The 14,866-nt window shown below is 53.7% G+C and carries 12 protein-coding genes; 5 read left to right on the top strand and 7 right to left on the bottom strand.

What is annotated here, in order from left to right:
* Window positions 1–220: 220 nt before the first annotated feature.
* On the top strand, window positions 221–1,264 hold the full coding sequence (locus AB7E14_RS01780) for a GMP reductase (RefSeq protein WP_044328828.1): 1,044 nt from the start codon (window positions 221–223) through the stop codon (window positions 1,262–1,264).
* 56 nt (window positions 1,265–1,320) lie between these two features.
* Here AB7E14_RS01780 and hofC read toward each other — a convergent pair whose 3' ends face one another.
* From hofC to nadC, 4 genes are all read right to left on the bottom strand, one after another.
* Window positions 1,321–2,523 (bottom strand): protein transport protein HofC, encoded by a 1,203-nt coding sequence (hofC, locus tag AB7E14_RS01775; RefSeq protein WP_058587644.1) that lies wholly within the window; start codon window positions 2,521–2,523, stop codon window positions 1,321–1,323.
* The gene (gene gspE, locus AB7E14_RS01770; protein ID WP_044267413.1) at window positions 2,513–3,898 is read right to left on the bottom strand and encodes a type II secretion system protein GspE; all 1,386 of its coding nucleotides are present in this window, start codon (window positions 3,896–3,898) and stop codon (window positions 2,513–2,515) included. Before gspE ends, hofC begins: the two co-directional genes overlap by 11 nt.
* Before the next feature lie 9 nt (window positions 3,899–3,907).
* Entirely contained in the window at window positions 3,908–4,345 is a 438-nt protein-coding gene (gene ppdD, locus AB7E14_RS01765) for a prepilin peptidase-dependent pilin (protein WP_042997921.1), read from the bottom strand.
* Window positions 4,346–4,551: 206 nt separating this feature from the next.
* Window positions 4,552–5,451 (bottom strand): carboxylating nicotinate-nucleotide diphosphorylase, encoded by a 900-nt coding sequence (nadC, locus tag AB7E14_RS01760; RefSeq protein WP_044326651.1) that lies wholly within the window; start codon window positions 5,449–5,451, stop codon window positions 4,552–4,554.
* Between the two features lie 87 nt (window positions 5,452–5,538).
* Here nadC and ampD point away from each other — a divergent pair, with 87 nt between their 5' ends.
* Both ampD and ampE read left to right on the top strand, forming a co-directional pair.
* Complete coding sequence (ampD, locus tag AB7E14_RS01755) at window positions 5,539–6,102, top strand: 1,6-anhydro-N-acetylmuramyl-L-alanine amidase AmpD (RefSeq protein WP_042997919.1); 564 nt, start codon at window positions 5,539–5,541, stop codon at window positions 6,100–6,102.
* The gene (gene ampE / locus AB7E14_RS01750) at window positions 6,099–6,953 is read left to right on the top strand and encodes a beta-lactamase regulator AmpE (RefSeq protein ID WP_316962691.1); all 855 of its coding nucleotides are present in this window, start codon (window positions 6,099–6,101) and stop codon (window positions 6,951–6,953) included. The genes ampD and ampE overlap by 4 nt, the downstream gene beginning before the upstream one ends.
* A gap of 47 nt (window positions 6,954–7,000) precedes the next feature.
* Here ampE and AB7E14_RS01745 read toward each other — a convergent pair whose 3' ends face one another.
* The 3 genes from AB7E14_RS01745 to aroP form a co-directional block, all read right to left on the bottom strand.
* A complete protein-coding gene (locus tag AB7E14_RS01745) occupies window positions 7,001–7,951 on the bottom strand; it encodes a glycoside hydrolase family 43 protein (protein ID WP_316962692.1) in 951 nt (316 codons plus the stop codon).
* Complete coding sequence (locus AB7E14_RS01740) at window positions 7,951–9,357, bottom strand: glycoside-pentoside-hexuronide (GPH):cation symporter (RefSeq protein WP_044267419.1); 1,407 nt, start codon at window positions 9,355–9,357, stop codon at window positions 7,951–7,953. Before AB7E14_RS01740 ends, AB7E14_RS01745 begins: the two co-directional genes overlap by 1 nt.
* 158 nt (window positions 9,358–9,515) lie before the next feature.
* The gene (gene aroP, locus AB7E14_RS01735) at window positions 9,516–10,889 is read right to left on the bottom strand and encodes an aromatic amino acid transporter AroP (protein ID WP_086512694.1); all 1,374 of its coding nucleotides are present in this window, start codon (window positions 10,887–10,889) and stop codon (window positions 9,516–9,518) included.
* 589 nt (window positions 10,890–11,478) lie between these two features.
* Between aroP and pdhR the strand changes: the two genes are divergently transcribed.
* Window positions 11,479–12,243, top strand: coding sequence for a pyruvate dehydrogenase complex transcriptional repressor PdhR (gene pdhR, locus AB7E14_RS01730; RefSeq protein WP_042997914.1), 765 nt, complete (start codon window positions 11,479–11,481; stop codon window positions 12,241–12,243).
* 288 nt (window positions 12,244–12,531) lie between these two features.
* A partial coding sequence (aceE, locus tag AB7E14_RS01725; RefSeq protein ID WP_428169298.1) for a pyruvate dehydrogenase (acetyl-transferring), homodimeric type occupies window positions 12,532–14,866 on the top strand: 2,335 nt, incomplete at its 3' end.

The following is a 14,866-nucleotide window of genomic DNA, read 5'->3' as shown; positions in this document are numbered from 1 at the left end:
CGGTTCCCGGGAATTCATTATGATAATCAATTGGTTGAAAGTTGAACGTACACTGGCGATGATGACTCTGGGCGTGCCCGCTATTCGCCAGGTAAATTTATGGGATTGTAGCGTAAAAAAAGAGAATTTCGCAGTCTTGCGCGGCATTGATTAGTGCGTATGATAGCGTCACTGGAGTTGCGCTCTCATACTAATAGCCCTTAACCCCAGGAATCCGCACATGCGTATTGAAGAAGATCTGAAGTTAGGTTTTAAAGACGTTCTTATCCGCCCTAAGCGTTCTACCCTTAAAAGTCGTTCCGATGTTGAGCTGGAACGTCAATTCACCTTTAAACATTCAGGTCAGACCTGGTCCGGCGTACCTATTATTGCTGCCAACATGGATACCGTCGGGACATTTGCGATGGCAACGGCTCTTGCCTCTTTCGATGTGCTGACCGCCGTTCATAAGCATTACACCGTTGAAGACTGGACGGCTTTTGTGAGCACGGCATCAGCCGATGTACTCAAGCACGTCATGGTCTCTACCGGTACGTCCGATGCGGATTTCGAGAAGACCAAACAGATTCTGGCGCTGGATCCGGCACTGAACTTTGTCTGCATCGATGTTGCCAATGGCTACTCCGAACACTTTGTTCAGTTCGTGTCGAAAGCGCGTGAAGCCTGGCCGACCAAAACCATCTGCGCCGGTAATGTGGTCACGGGCGAAATGTGTGAGGAACTGGTTCTGTCTGGCGCGGATATCGTTAAAGTCGGTATTGGTCCGGGCTCTGTCTGCACTACGCGTGTGAAAACCGGTGTTGGTTATCCGCAACTGTCTGCGGTGATCGAGTGTGCTGATGCGGCGCACGGTCTGGGTGGGATGATTGTCAGCGATGGCGGTTGTACCATGCCTGGTGATGTGGCGAAAGCATTCGGTGGCGGCGCTGATTTCGTGATGCTTGGCGGTATGCTGGCTGGCCACGAAGAGAGTGGCGGTAAAATCGTTGAAGAAAACGGCGAAAAATTCATGCTGTTCTACGGCATGAGCTCTGAATCCGCCATGACCCGTCATGTCGGCGGCGTTGCGCAGTATCGCGCTGCGGAAGGGAAAACCGTCAAGCTGCCGCTGCGTGGCCCGGTGGAGAACACCGCGCGTGATATTCTCGGCGGCCTGCGTTCAGCCTGTACCTACGTCGGTGCCTCTCGTTTGAAAGAGCTGACCAAACGTACGACGTTTATCCGGGTTCAGGAACAAGAAAACCGCGTTTTCAATAGCCTGTAACCCTCCCCAGGAACTGGCGCTGCATGGAGCGCCAGTTCTGCTGTCGACTTCCTTCGTTATCCCACGCCACTCATCGCATCGCCCAGATGGAAAATCGGTAAATACATCGCCACGACCAGTGTGCCGATGATAAGCCCTGTAATCACCAGCAGCGCGGGTTCCAGTAGTGCCGCCAGGTTGTCAGCCATCGCCTGGGTATGTTCATCATGATGACGGGCAAGGTTGCGCAACATGATATCCAGCGAGCCAGAGGCTTCTCCGGTCCTGACCAGTTGCAGACATAATGGGCTAAATTCTTCCGCATTTTTGAGTGCCTGCCAGACGGGCACACCGGTACTGATATCGTGCTGTACCTGTGCCAGGCGCAGTGCCCAGTAAGGGCACTGAATCGTCTCTTTCACGCTCTCAAGCGCGGGTAAAAATGCGATCCCCGCCGTCTGCGTTAGCGCGAGGATGGTAAAAATTTGTGTGAGCTTCTGACCCCTTATCAACTGGCCCATCACGGGCATGCGGAGTAATCCTCTCTGGCGCAGCATTTGCCAGCCGGGCTTTCGGCTCAGCAGGCTGTTGGTTGCAATTAGCATGACGAGCATCAGGACAATCAGCCCACTCCAGCGTTGACTCCAGTCGGCAAACGCGATGATCCCCTGAGTGAGAGCAGGTAGCGGCGTGTTAAAGGTCCGGTAAATGGCGGCAAATTCAGGCAGGACAAAGTGGAGCATCGCCACCACCACCATGACCGCCATCGTTAAAATAATGATGGGGTAGCGCAGTGCTTTTTTGACCTTATCGGTTAACTGTTTTTGCGCCTTCTGCTGCCGGGCGAGTTCAAAGCAGCATTCATCCAGTTTCCCGGTTAGCTCTCCGGTGCGTATCATCGCCTGATACAGCGGTGGAAACACGTCAGGCCACTGTGCCAGCGCGCTGGAGAGCGGCGTACCGTGTTCCAGTTCGTTTGCAAGGCTCCCTAACAGGGCTTGCCACTGCTTGCTCGGTTGCTGTCCGGCAAGCAATTCCAGCCCTTCAGACAGCGTTAGCCCCGCTTTTAGCAGCGTCGCGAGCTGGTGAATCACTTCCGTGGATTTGTCATGGCGCCAGAGCGCACGCTTTACGCGTAAGGATTTCACGCGCAAAGGTATTATCTGATGCTGTTCAAGTTCCTGCATCAACACGAGTCGGTTTTCCGCCCAACGAGTTCCCTCTCCGGGCAGGCCATCGTGATTCATTCCCTGCCAGTACCACAGCTTTTTAGTGATCATCTGGCATACCCAGAATGCGCACCAGTTCCTCAAACGTCGTCAGCCCTTGATCGACGGCGCGGCATCCGCTTTCAAAGAGTGTGCTCATTCCTGCCTGTTTTGCATGGGCTTCCAGCGTTGCGGCTGAGGCGTCGTTGGCAATCTGATGACGCAGTTCAGCGGTGATCGCAAGTAATTCAAACAACGCCGCACGACCATAGAAGCCGTGATAGCAGTGTTCGCAGCCAACCGCCTGCCAGCGGGGTAGCGGCGTTGGGTACCATGCGGGCGGTAAGCGAAGGGGATCGTCACTCAGCCGTCGACAGTGCGGACACAGTTTTCTGACCAGCCGTTGCGCGACCACTAAGGTTAACGCGGAAGAGAGCATCCAGCGCGCCACCCCCATCTGCTGTAAGCGTACCAGCGCTTCGCAGGTTGAGTTGGTATGCAGCGTGGAAAGCACCAGATGCCCGGTCTGTGCGGCCTTAATAGCAATTTCTGCGGTTTCGCCGTCGCGGATCTCACCTACCATGATGACATCCGGATCCTGGCGTAGCAGTGCCCGCAATACGCCCTGAAAGGTCAGCCCGGCACGGGGATGGATCTGCGTCTGATTGATACCATCGAGGGGAATCTCCACCGGATCCTCAACACTGCACAGATTCACCTCCGGTGCGTTTCGCGTTTGCAGCGCGCTATAAAGCGTTACCGTTTTACCGCTACCCGTGGGGCCAGTGACGAGGATCAGCCCCTGAGGTTGTTGCAGGGCGTGGAGGAAGGCAGAGAGTTGCGTGTCGTGCATACCCAGCGTGCAGGCATCCAGTGCCTGATTTACCTGATGCAGCAACCGTAGCACTACCTTTTCGCCATAACGACAGGGAAGGGTGGCGATACGAAACGAGACGGCAGCGCCGTTCAACTCAATGGTAAATTGCCCGTCCTGCGGCAAGCGGTGTTCCGCGATATCCAGATGGCTTAACACTTTTAAACGTGCTGTCAGGGCGATACCGGTCTCTTTGGCGATATTGGGTAAGCTATGTAGCACGCCGTCCACGCGTAAGCGGAGACGGACGTGATGCTCTGCAGGCTCTATGTGGATATCTGAGGCCCGTTTCGCCAGCGCACTTTGTAATGTGTTATCCAGTAAAACCGCCGCGCTGACGCTGCTCTCAGGCACCACGGACGGCAGCGCGGGTGAGGCGTGATGCTGGTGTTGCTCCATTTGCTGGCGCGTCCAGCAGGCAATCTCAATGCGGCGAGTCGTGGCAAAATGCAGGGCGTCCAGCAGTTCATGAGAAGGGGCATCTTCGACGGCAATGTGTACCACATCGTTATTGGCATCAAGTAATATCCCCTGGTAGCGCTGGCACAGCGCGCTGAGTTGTGTCGTGTTCATGGCGCTTCCTTAATGGCTATCGAAGCGAAAGACGTCTTCGCAGGCCTGTTTTAACGCGCTGTCATTCTGGATGTTGCAGTTACGCGTCCAGCCCGTAATGCCTTCTGCTTTGTCCCACCCAGGGGTCATGATGACGCTAAGCCCGTTCAGGCTTTCCTGACCAGTAAGCGAAACCACCCCATTTTCGACGCTCATACCTGAGACATAGCGCGTTGTTGTGGGAGAGGGAATCCCGTTGACGCTTGCGTCGCAGGTGTCTGTGCCACCATGCTCCAGGGCGCAGAGTTCTACAGCAGTGCGGTATGGGACAAAGGTTTGCAGCATATCCGTTAGCGCCGCTTTGCGCAGATAGTTCTGATAGGCCGGAATGCCGATGGCGCTGAGGATGGCAATAATGCCTATCACCACCATCAGTTCAATAAGGGTAAATCCGCGTTGTTTATCCATTGTTCGCTCCTTGAGTGAGTGAACGTCACTTTGGCAAACGCCGGTACGCCAGGCGAGCAGCAAAAAATGAATCGGGAAGGCGGGTTCAGAAGAATATTATCGGTTTGCAGTCGCAAGCAATGAGATTGCGAGGCTCGACGAGGATTTTAACGATTGAAAGGAATAAACAGGCCCGATAAGCAGCGCGTTATCAGGCCGTATAATGATTACGCGTTAGCGAAGCGCATGGACAGGTCCAGCGCCCGGAGATGCTTGGTTAGCGCACCCACGGAGATAAAATCGACGCCAGTTTCGGCAAATTCCCGCAGCGTTTCGTTGGTCACGTTGCCGGAAACTTCCAGGCGCGCCTGGCCGTTGGTCCGTTTTACCGCCTCACGCATCTGTTCCGTTTCAAAGTTGTCCAGCATGATGATGTCGGCACCGGCTTTCAGCGCGTCGTCCAGTTCATCGAGGTTTTCCACTTCGACTTCTACAGGCACATCCGGATGCAGCCAGAAGGCTTTCTCCACCGCCTGCCGCACGGAACCAGACGCAATAATGTGGTTCTCTTTGATCAGGAAGGCATCCGAAAGCCCCAGGCGATGATTCGCGCCGCCACCGCAGAGTACGGCATATTTCAGCGCGGTACGCAGCCCAGGCAGGGTTTTACGTGTATCCAGCAGTTGGGTCTTTGTGCCCTCCAGGATATCAACGTACTTACGCACTTCGCTGGCGACACCTGACAGGGTCTGCACGAAGTTCAGCGCGGTACGCTCGCCGGTCAGTAACACGCGCGAGGGACCGTCCAGCTCAAACAGCGGTTGGTTCGCCTTGATGCTGTCGCCGTCTTCGACGTGCCAGGTGATGCTGACATCGTCGCCAGCCAGTTGAATAAAGACCTCTTCAACCCAGCGTTTGCCACAAAAAACACCGTCTTCACGGGTGATGACCGTGGCATGAGAACGGCTGTTCTCCGGTAAAAGTTGAGCCGTAATATCGTTGCTGGCATCCACTTCACCGCCTAAATCTTCGCGCAGCGCCTGGGCGACAACGTTTGGGATATCCAGGTTAATACGTTCCAACAGCGCGTCACGTCGGTAGTCAGGGTTATAGCGGCGAGGCGGCATGATAAAACTCCAAATTGCTAACGAATCATAAGGTAGAAACATGCTACTCTGAAGCGGCTATAAGCACCACTCAAAAGGAGATTCAGCATGTTGTTAGACAAGGGCTGGCTGGCGGAAGCGCGACGCGTTCCTTCTCCGCACCACGATTGCCGCCCGGATGATGAAGTCCCTTCGTTACTGGTGGTGCACAATATCAGCCTGCCGCCCGGCGAGTTTGGCGGTCCGTGGATTGACGCACTATTCACTGGAACAATTGATCCCAATGCCCATCCCTTTTTTGCCGAAATCGCGCATCTTCGCGTTTCCGCTCATTGTCTGATTCGCCGTGATGGCGAAATCGTTCAGTATGTTCCTTTTGATAAGCGTGCATGGCATGCCGGCGTGTCGAATTATCATGGACGTGAACGCTGCAATGATTTTTCGATTGGTATTGAGCTGGAAGGGACCGATACGCTGGCCTACACCGATGTCCAGTACCAACAACTGGCTGCCATCACGCGTGCATTAATAAAGATTTACCCGGCCGTTGCCGAAAACATAACCGGACACTGTGATATTGCGCCTGAGCGTAAGACCGATCCCGGTCCGGCTTTTGACTGGGCAAAGTTTCGCGCCCTGGTCACCGCCTCGTCAGATAAGGAGATGACATGACGCTATTTACGACATTACTGGTGCTGCTTGTCGAGCGCCTGTTTAAGCTGGGCGAACACTGGCAGTTCGATCACCGTTTAGAAACTTTTTTTCGCCGGGTCAAACGCTTCTCAATGGCGCGTACGCTCGGGATGATGATCATCGCAATGGTGGTCACATTCCTGTTGCTGCGAGCGCTCGATGGACTGCTGTTTAATGTGCCAACGATTGTGGCGTGGATCCTGATTGGGTTGCTGTGCATTGGCGCGGGCAAAGTGCGGATGCACTATCACGCTTACCTTAACGCGGCGTCGCGCGATGATGCGCATGCCCGAACGGCGATGGCCAGCGAACTGACGTTGATTCATGGCGTTCCACCGGATTGCAATGAGCGTGAGTTTTTGCGTGAACTGCAAAATGCGCTGCTGTGGATTAACTTCCGTTTCTATATCGCACCGCTGTTCTGGCTGATCGTCGGTGGTCCATGTGGACCGGTACTGCTGGTGGGCTATGCCTTCCTGCGTTCGTGGCAGTCCTGGCTGGCGCGTTACCAGACGCCGCATGAGCGCTTACAGTCCGGCATCGATGCCATTCTTCATGTTCTGGACTGGATCCCGGTGCGTCTGGCGGGCGTGGTGTATGCCCTGATCGGTCATGGAGAAAAAGCGTTGCCCGCGTGGTTTGCCTCTCTGGCGGATCTGCGTACTTCGCAATATCAGGTGTTAACATGCCTGGCGCAGTTCTCGCTGGCGCGTGAGTCGCATACCGATAAGGTTGAAACGCCGAAAGCGGCGGTTTCCATGGCAAAGAAAACGTCGTTTGCCTTAGTGGTGGTGATCGCCGTGCTCACCATTTATGGCACGTTGATTTAACGTCCTGGCAGGACGCCCGGTAAGTGGCCTGTTACCGGGCAATGATGTCAAAGCGTATCTGCGGGCGGGATGCCGAAGTCTGGCATTCCGTGGTCATCCCAGTGAATCAGCTTCAGACGGGTATGCCGATTGGGATCGTAGAGCGGATCGCCTTCAATTTCGGTGTAGTTACGCGCGTGGTACACCAGCACGTCATCACCTTCCGGCGTTTGGGTAAAGCTGTTGTGCCCGGGTCCATACTGGCGATTTTCATTGCTGGTGGTAAACACTGGCTGCGGGGATTTATGCCAGTTTGCCGGATTCAGCGGATCGGCGTGAATATCAATCCATAACAGTCCCATGCAGTAATTTTCATCCGTGGCGCTGGCGGAGTAGCTGATAAACAGCCTGTCACCGTGGGTTAATACTGCCGGACCTTCATTGACCCAAAAACCCCGACACTCCCAGTCGTACTCCGGTTTGCTGAGCATCACCGGCTGGCCTTTAATCGTCCAGGGATTTTCCAACTCCGCCAGATAAATGTTGGAGTTACCGGCGATATCCGGTGATTTTTGCGCCCACAGATACCACTGTTTTCCCTGATGGTGGAATGTTGTGGCATCGAGTGCAAAGGTATCAAACGGCGTTTTCACCTGACCCTTTTCGACCCAGTTGCCGGTGAGCGGATCGGGATCTGTACACTCCAGCGCGTACATCCGATGCTGAAACATGCCCAGTTTGTCGAGCGCCTGAGTATGCGCGGCGGCAAAGTAGATGACCCATCTACCATCGAGGTGATGAATTTCCGGTGCCCAGATCAGCTCGCTCATCGGGCCGTGTTCGGGTTTGCGCCAGACGACAACGGGTGACGCTGTACGTAATCCTTCCAGCGAATCCGCCCGCCGGATTTCCAGTCGGTCGTATTCTGGCACTGAGGCAATAAAATAATAGTCGCTGCCGTCGCGCAGGATAAACGGATCGGCGCGTTGTTCAATAAACGGGTTAGGCCAGTTTTGCATCAGGCTTTCCTTACGGTTTCAGTGGCTTTCAGTTCCTGATAATCATTGAGTTCGCGGTAGTTAGCGCGGCGTTTTTCCAGATCGTCCTGAATCTGTTTCATCAGTTCGCGGTCGACTTTCAACAGACGCACCACGCCGGCAGTAATCAGGTAGCCGACTCCCGGAATCACGGTAAAGAGCAGCATGATGCCGTTGATCGCGGAGTCGCTTTGCGCTTTCGCCCCGGCATCGTAGCCGTACCACGAGAGCAGGAAGCCAACCATCGCCCCGGCAATCGCCAGACCGAGTTTCAGGAAGAACAGGTTGCCGGAAAAGCTAATGCCGGTAATGCGCTTGCCGGTTTTCCATTCGCCGTAGTCGTCAACGTCCGCCATCAGCGACCAGTGCAGCGGCGACGGGATTTGGTGCAAAATGTTAAGCAGGAAGTAGAGCACGACAATCATCATCGTGGCTTTGGGATCGAAGAAGTAAAACGCGCAGGAGAAAAGGGCCAGCGCGATGTTGGTCCAGAAGAAAACCTTTAGCTTGCACCAGCGGTCGGTCAGCACTTTCGCCAACACGCTACCGATCATCATGCCGACCACGCCGAGACTGATAAAGATCGTGGCGAAATGGGTGCTTTGTCCCATGACCCAGGTGACGTAGTACATGGTTGCCGCCATACGGATAAAGCCCGGGCAGACGTTGCACAGCGTCAGCAGCAGTATGCGTACCCACTGGTCGTTCTTCCATACGTCTTTGAAGTCGTTTTTCATGTCATCGTGCGTGGGAACGGCAGGGCGCACACGTTCACGAACGGTGGCAAAGCAGAACAGGAACATACACATGCCGATAATGGCCAGCACGGTCATCGCCAGTTGATAGCCCTTCGCTTTATTATCGCCGCCAAACCAGTCGACCATTGGCAGTAGAGTGAGCGACAGCAGCAACGTCGCGATACCGACCAGTACAAAGCGATAAGACTGGCAGGCCACGCGTTCTTTCGGATCGTTGGTGATCACGCCGCCCAATGAGCAATAAGGAATGTTGATCGCCGTGTAGGTAATCGACAGCAGGAAGTATGTGACAAACGCATAGATAACCTTGCTGCTATAAGTCCACTCCGGGGTGGTGAACATCAGAATGCTGAACAGCGCGTAAGGGAAGGCAATCCACAGTAACCATGGACGAAAACGGCCATATTTGCTTTGGGTTCGGTCAGCAATAGCGCCCATAATGGGGTCAGTAACGGCGTCGATAACGCGTACTGACAGTAATAACACCCCTACCAGAGCCGGGGCGAGACCAAAAACATCCGTATAAAAATAGTTAACAAACAGCATGATAGCGCCAAAGATGATGTTGCATCCGGCATCGCCCATGCCATAACCAATCTTTTCTCTTACCGATAGCTTACCTGTATCCATTGAGATGTCTCCCCATCAAGGTGATGGAAAGAATTATTCGTCTGTAAGCCTTTAATTGCGTTGCAGGATAGCGCCGCTGATATGGACGAAATGGCTGTTGGGGAGAAAGTGTGAGGCAGGTAACAACCCTCACCCACGACGGGTGAGGGTTCAAGGAATTAATGGGCTTTCGCCGTCTTCGCGGATTTCTGTTTGCACAGATAACCGATGCCAAGAACAACCAGCCATACCGGGATCAGGTAAACCGAAATCGCCATACCCGGCGTCATCAGCATAATTACCAGCACCGCCGCCATGAAGGCCAGACAGACCCAGTTACCCAGCGGGTAGAACAGTGCCGGGAAGCGGGTTTTCACTCCCTGTTGCTGCTTCGCTCGGCGGAATTTGATGTGCGCCAGACTGATCATCGCCCAGTTGATCACCAGTGCGGAGACCACCAGCGCCATCAGCAGGCCGAAGGCGGATTCTGGCGCCATGTAGTTGATCAATACGCACAGCGCCGTCACCAGCGCCGAAACGATGATGGTATTCACCGGCACGCCGCGTTTGTCGATAGTGAGCAGGATTTTCGGGGCGTTACCCTGTTGCGCCAGACCAAACAGCATGCGGCTGTTACAGTAAACGCAACTGTTGTATACCGACAGTGCCGCCGTCAGAACCACGATATTCAGCGCGTTCGCCACGAAGGTATCGCCCAGCTCGTGGAAGATTAGGACAAACGGGCTGGTGTCAGCGGTGACACGCGTCCACGGCAGCAGGGAAAGCAGAACGGCCAGTGAACCCACATAGAAAATCAGAATACGATAGATTACCTGGTTGGTGGCTTTGGGAATGCTCTGCTCTGGGTTATCGGCTTCAGCTGCGGTGATACCGACCAGCTCGAGCCCGCCGAAAGAGAACATGATGATCGCCATCATCATTACCAGCCCGGTCATGCCATGAGGCAGGAAGCCGCCCTGTTCCCACAGGTTACGCACGGTTGCCTGCGGGCCGCCATTGCCGCTGAACAGCAGCCAGCCGCCGAACAGGATCATCGCGACCACGGCGATGACTTTGATGATCGCAAACCAGAACTCCATCTCACCGAACACTTTTACGTTGGTCAGGTTGATGGCGTTGATCGCAATAAAGAAAACGGCTGCCGAAACCCAGGTGGGGATCTCCGGCCACCAGAACTGAATGTACTTGCCGACGGCGGTCAGTTCCGCCATTGCAACCAGCACATACAGCACCCAATAGTTCCAGCCCGATGCAAATCCCGCAAAACTTCCCCAGTACTTGTAGGCAAAGTGACTGAATGAACCGGCGACCGGCTCCTCAACCACCATTTCACCCAACTGACGCATAATAAGGAAGGCAATAAAACCGGCTATCGCATAACCCAGAATAATACCGGGGCCCGCGGACTGAATTACGGAGGCGCTTCCCAGGAACAGGCCTGTTCCTATCGCGCCGCCCAGCGCGATAAGCTGGATATGGCGGTTCTTAAGGCCGCGCTTTAGCTGCTCGCCGTGCTGCTGACTGTCCATCATGAAACCTCGTGAGTGGTTTACCCTTCAGTACCCGACCGCGTGACGGCGACCGGGCAATTTGAGTAATTATTATTTGTCCTACGCAGAGATGCGTGTAAGTTTGCAATTCCGTCTGTTGTATTATTATGTTTACAGCAATGAATTTTAAAATGTCGCCGAAACTCTTTTGTCCGGAACAGAATAATGGTATGCGGCAGGGAATGCACCTGCTTTGTGAATGGATGATGACGAGTTGAATAAAAAGAGAGCAGTTGTCTCTCCCGCCTCTTACTTCCTGATAACACTTTTGTTAGATATAAAGTGATTATCTATATCTAAAATATGCATAAAAATGCATATGAATCGGTTCAACCAGGATTTTTCTTCGTTTCAATAAGGTTAAAACTACCTCTCGGGTGGTAAATTTAACATTTGTGCATAGTTACATGTTTGAAACGATATTTCTGTGTTGTTGTTAAAATGTGCCTGCTTTACTGATTTCAATCAAAACCTGTATGGACATAAGGTGAATACTTTGTTACTTTAGCGTCACAGATATGAAATTGGTAAGACCAATTGACTTCGGGCAAATGGCTTAAGACAGGACATCATGGCCTACAGCAAAATCCGCCAACCAAAATTATCCGATGTGATTGAGCAACAGCTGGAGTTTTTGATTCTTGAGGGCACACTACGCCCGGGCGAAAAACTCCCACCGGAACGCGAACTGGCGAAACAGTTCGACGTCTCCCGTCCCTCTTTGCGTGAGGCGATTCAACGTCTCGAAGCGAAGGGATTGCTGCTTCGTCGCCAGGGCGGCGGCACTTTTGTTCAGAGTAGCCTGTGGCAGAGCTTTAGCGATCCACTGGTAGAACTGCTCTCCGACCATCCTGAATCCCAGTTTGACCTGCTTGAGACGCGCCATGCGCTGGAAGGCATTGCTGCATACTACGCAGCGTTGCGCAGTACGGATGAAGACAAAACACGTATTCGTGAATTGCATCATGCCATTGAACTGGCGCAAGAGTCGGGTGACCGCGATGCCGAGTCCGATGCGGTCCTCCAGTATCAAATTGCTGTCACCGAAGCTGCGCACAATGTGGTGTTACTTCATCTGCTAAGGTGTATGGAGCCCATGCTGGCCCAGAACGTACGTCAGAACTTCGAGTTGCTCTATTCGCGTCGCGAGATGCTTCCGCTGGTGAGTGGTCACCGCACCCGTATTTTCGAAGCGATTATTGCCGGTAAGCCAGAAGAGGCGCGTGAAGCATCACATCGCCATCTGGCGTTTATCGAAGAGATTCTGCTCGACCGCAGCCGTGAGGAGAGCCGTCGTGAACGCGCCTTACGTCGTCTGGAGCAGCGAAAGAATTAGTGATTTTTCTGGTAGCTCGTTAGCCAGAAGATGTTGTAAATCAAGCGCTAATGAATGAAAAGCGCGGCAACTAAACGCAGAACCTGTCTTATTGCACTTTTAGTTGTTCAAAATAATTCGGCTTGTATCGCGGCGGCAAGCGCGCGAGTCGCCAGGAGCATAGTGAACTATGTGACTGGCGCAAGGAAGCGCAGCCAACAAAGAGACAACCTGAAGAATGAAGAACAAAGAGCGCAATGGGACAGGTTCCAGATAACTCAACGTATTAGATAGATAAGGAATACCCCCATGTCAGAACGTTTCCCAAATGACGTGGATCCGATCGAAACTCGCGACTGGCTACAGGCGATCGAATCGGTCATCCGTGAAGAAGGTGTTGAGCGCGCTCAGTATCTGATTGACCAGCTTCTTTCTGAAGCCCGCAAAGGCGGCGTGAAAGTAGCGGCAGGTACAGGGGCAAGCAATTACATCAACACTATTGCCGTTGAAGATGAGCCGGAATACCCGGGCAATCTGGAGCTGGAGCGTCGTATTCGTTCTGCTATCCGTTGGAACGCCATCATGACCGTGCTGCGTGCGTCTAAAAAAGACCTCGAGCTGGGCGGCCACATGGCATCCTTCCAGTCTTCTGCGACCGTGTACGATGTGTGCTTCAACCACTTCTTCCGTGCCCGCAATGAGCAGGATGGCGGCGACCTGGTGTACTTCCAGGGCCACATCTCCCCGGGCATTTACGCACGTGCATTCCTGGAAGGCCGTCTGACTGAAGAGCAGATGGACAATTTCCGTCAGGAAGTTCATGGCAATGGCCTGTCTTCCTACCCGCACCCGAAACTGATGCCAGAATTCTGGCAGTTCCCGACCGTTTCTATGGGTCTGGGCCCAATCGGTGCGATCTATCAGGCTAAGTTCCTGAAATATCTGGAACACCGTGGCCTGAAAGACACCTCTAAACAGACCGTTTACGCTTTCCTCGGCGACGGTGAGATGGACGAGCCGGAATCCAAGGGTGCTATCACCATTGCGACCCGTGAAAAACTGGATAACCTGGTCTTCGTCATCAACTGTAACCTGCAGCGTCTGGACGGCCCGGTCACCGGTAACGGCAAAATCGTTAACGAACTGGAAGGTATCTTCGAAGGTGCTGGCTGGAACGTAATCAAAGTGATGTGGGGCGGTCGTTGGGATGAGCTGCTGCGTAAAGACACCAGCGGTAAACTGATCCAACTGATGAACGAAACCGTTGACGGCGACTACCAGACCTTCAAATCCAAAGATGGCGCATACGTTCGTGAGCATTTCTTCGGTAAATATCCGGAAACCGCAGCACTGGTTGCCGACTGGACTGATGAGCAGATCTGGGCGCTGAACCGTGGTGGTCACGATCCGAAGAAAGTCTACGCTGCACTGAAAAAAGCGCAGGAAACCAAAGGCAAAGCCACCGTCATCCTGGCCCATACCATCAAAGGTTATGGCATGGGTGACACCGCCGAAGGTAAAAACATCGCTCACCAGGTGAAGAAAATGAACATGGATGGCGTGCGCTACATTCGCGACCGTTTCAATGTTCCGGTTACTGACGAGCAGGTTGAAAAACTGTCTTACATTACCTTCCCGGAAGGTTCTGAAGAGCACAAATACCTGCACGAACGCCGCCAGGCGCTGCACGGCTACCTGCCGAGCCGTCAGCCGAACTTCACTGAGAAGCTGGAACTGCCGACCCTGGAAGACTTCGGCGCGCTGCTGGAAGAGCAGAACAAAGAAATCTCTACGACCATCGCTTTCGTTCGTGCCCTGAACGTGATGCTGAAGAACAAATCGATCAAAGATCGTCTGGTTCCGATCATCGCCGACGAAGCGCGTACTTTCGGTATGGAAGGTCTGTTCCGTCAGATTGGTATTTACAGCCCGAACGGCCAGCAGTACACCCCGCAGGACCGTGAGCAGGTTGCGTACTACAAAGAAGACGAGAAAGGTCAGATTCTGCAGGAAGGGATCAACGAGCTGGGCGCAGGGTCTTCCTGGCTGGCCGCGGCAACTTCCTATAGCACCAACGATCTGCCGATGATCCCGTTCTACATCTACTACTCCATGTTCGGTTTCCAGCGTATTGGCGACCTGTGCTGGGCAGCGGGTGACCAGCAGGCGCGTGGCTTCCTGATTGGCGGGACGTCTGGTCGTACAACGCTGAACGGTGAAGGTCTTCAGCACGAAGATGGTCACAGCCATATTCAGTCTCTGACTATCCCGAACTGTATCTCTTACGATCCGTCTTATGCCTACGAAGTTGCAGTCATCATGCACGATGGTCTGGAGCGTATGTACGGTGAGAAACAAGAGAACGTTTACTACTACATCACCACGCTGAACGAAAACTACCACATGCCAGCCATGCCGGAAGGTGCTGAGGAAGGTATCCGTAAAGGTATCTACAAACTCGAAACCCTGGAAGGTAGCAAAGGTAAAGTTCAGCTGCTGGGCTCCGGTTCTATCCTGCGTCACGTTCGTGAAGCGGCAGAGATCCTGGCGAAAGACTACGGCGTGGGTTCTGACGTGTACAGCGTCACCTCCTTCACCGAACTGGCACGTGATGGTCAGGACTGTGAACGCTGGAACATGCTGC

Origin of the sequence: Citrobacter sp., assembly GCF_050252275.1 — a bacterium.
Taxonomy (GTDB): Bacteria; Pseudomonadota; Gammaproteobacteria; order Enterobacterales; family Enterobacteriaceae; genus Citrobacter_A; species Citrobacter_A amalonaticus.
This window is presented reverse-complemented; position numbering and strand designations above follow the sequence as displayed.

Bases quoted from the DNA above. Each gene is read 5' to 3' on its own strand.
- AB7E14_RS01780 (WP_044328828.1), top strand. From the start codon at position 221: ATGCGTATTGAAGAAGATCTGAAGTTAGGTTTTAAAGACGTTCTTATC.
- hofC (WP_058587644.1), bottom strand. From the start codon at position 2,523: ATGATCACTAAAAAGCTGTGGTACTGGCAGGGAATGAATCACGATGGC.
- gspE (WP_044267413.1), bottom strand. From the start codon at position 3,898: ATGAACACGACACAACTCAGCGCGCTGTGCCAGCGCTACCAGGGGATA.
- ppdD (WP_042997921.1), bottom strand. From the start codon at position 4,345: ATGGATAAACAACGCGGATTTACCCTTATTGAACTGATGGTGGTGATA.
- nadC (WP_044326651.1), bottom strand. From the start codon at position 5,451: ATGCCGCCTCGCCGCTATAACCCTGACTACCGACGTGACGCGCTGTTG.
- ampD (WP_042997919.1), top strand. From the start codon at position 5,539: ATGTTGTTAGACAAGGGCTGGCTGGCGGAAGCGCGACGCGTTCCTTCT.
- ampE (WP_316962691.1), top strand. From the start codon at position 6,099: ATGACGCTATTTACGACATTACTGGTGCTGCTTGTCGAGCGCCTGTTT.
- AB7E14_RS01745 (WP_316962692.1), bottom strand. From the start codon at position 7,951: ATGCAAAACTGGCCTAACCCGTTTATTGAACAACGCGCCGATCCGTTT.
- AB7E14_RS01740 (WP_044267419.1), bottom strand. From the start codon at position 9,357: ATGGATACAGGTAAGCTATCGGTAAGAGAAAAGATTGGTTATGGCATG.
- aroP (WP_086512694.1), bottom strand. From the start codon at position 10,889: ATGATGGACAGTCAGCAGCACGGCGAGCAGCTAAAGCGCGGCCTTAAG.
- pdhR (WP_042997914.1), top strand. From the start codon at position 11,479: ATGGCCTACAGCAAAATCCGCCAACCAAAATTATCCGATGTGATTGAG.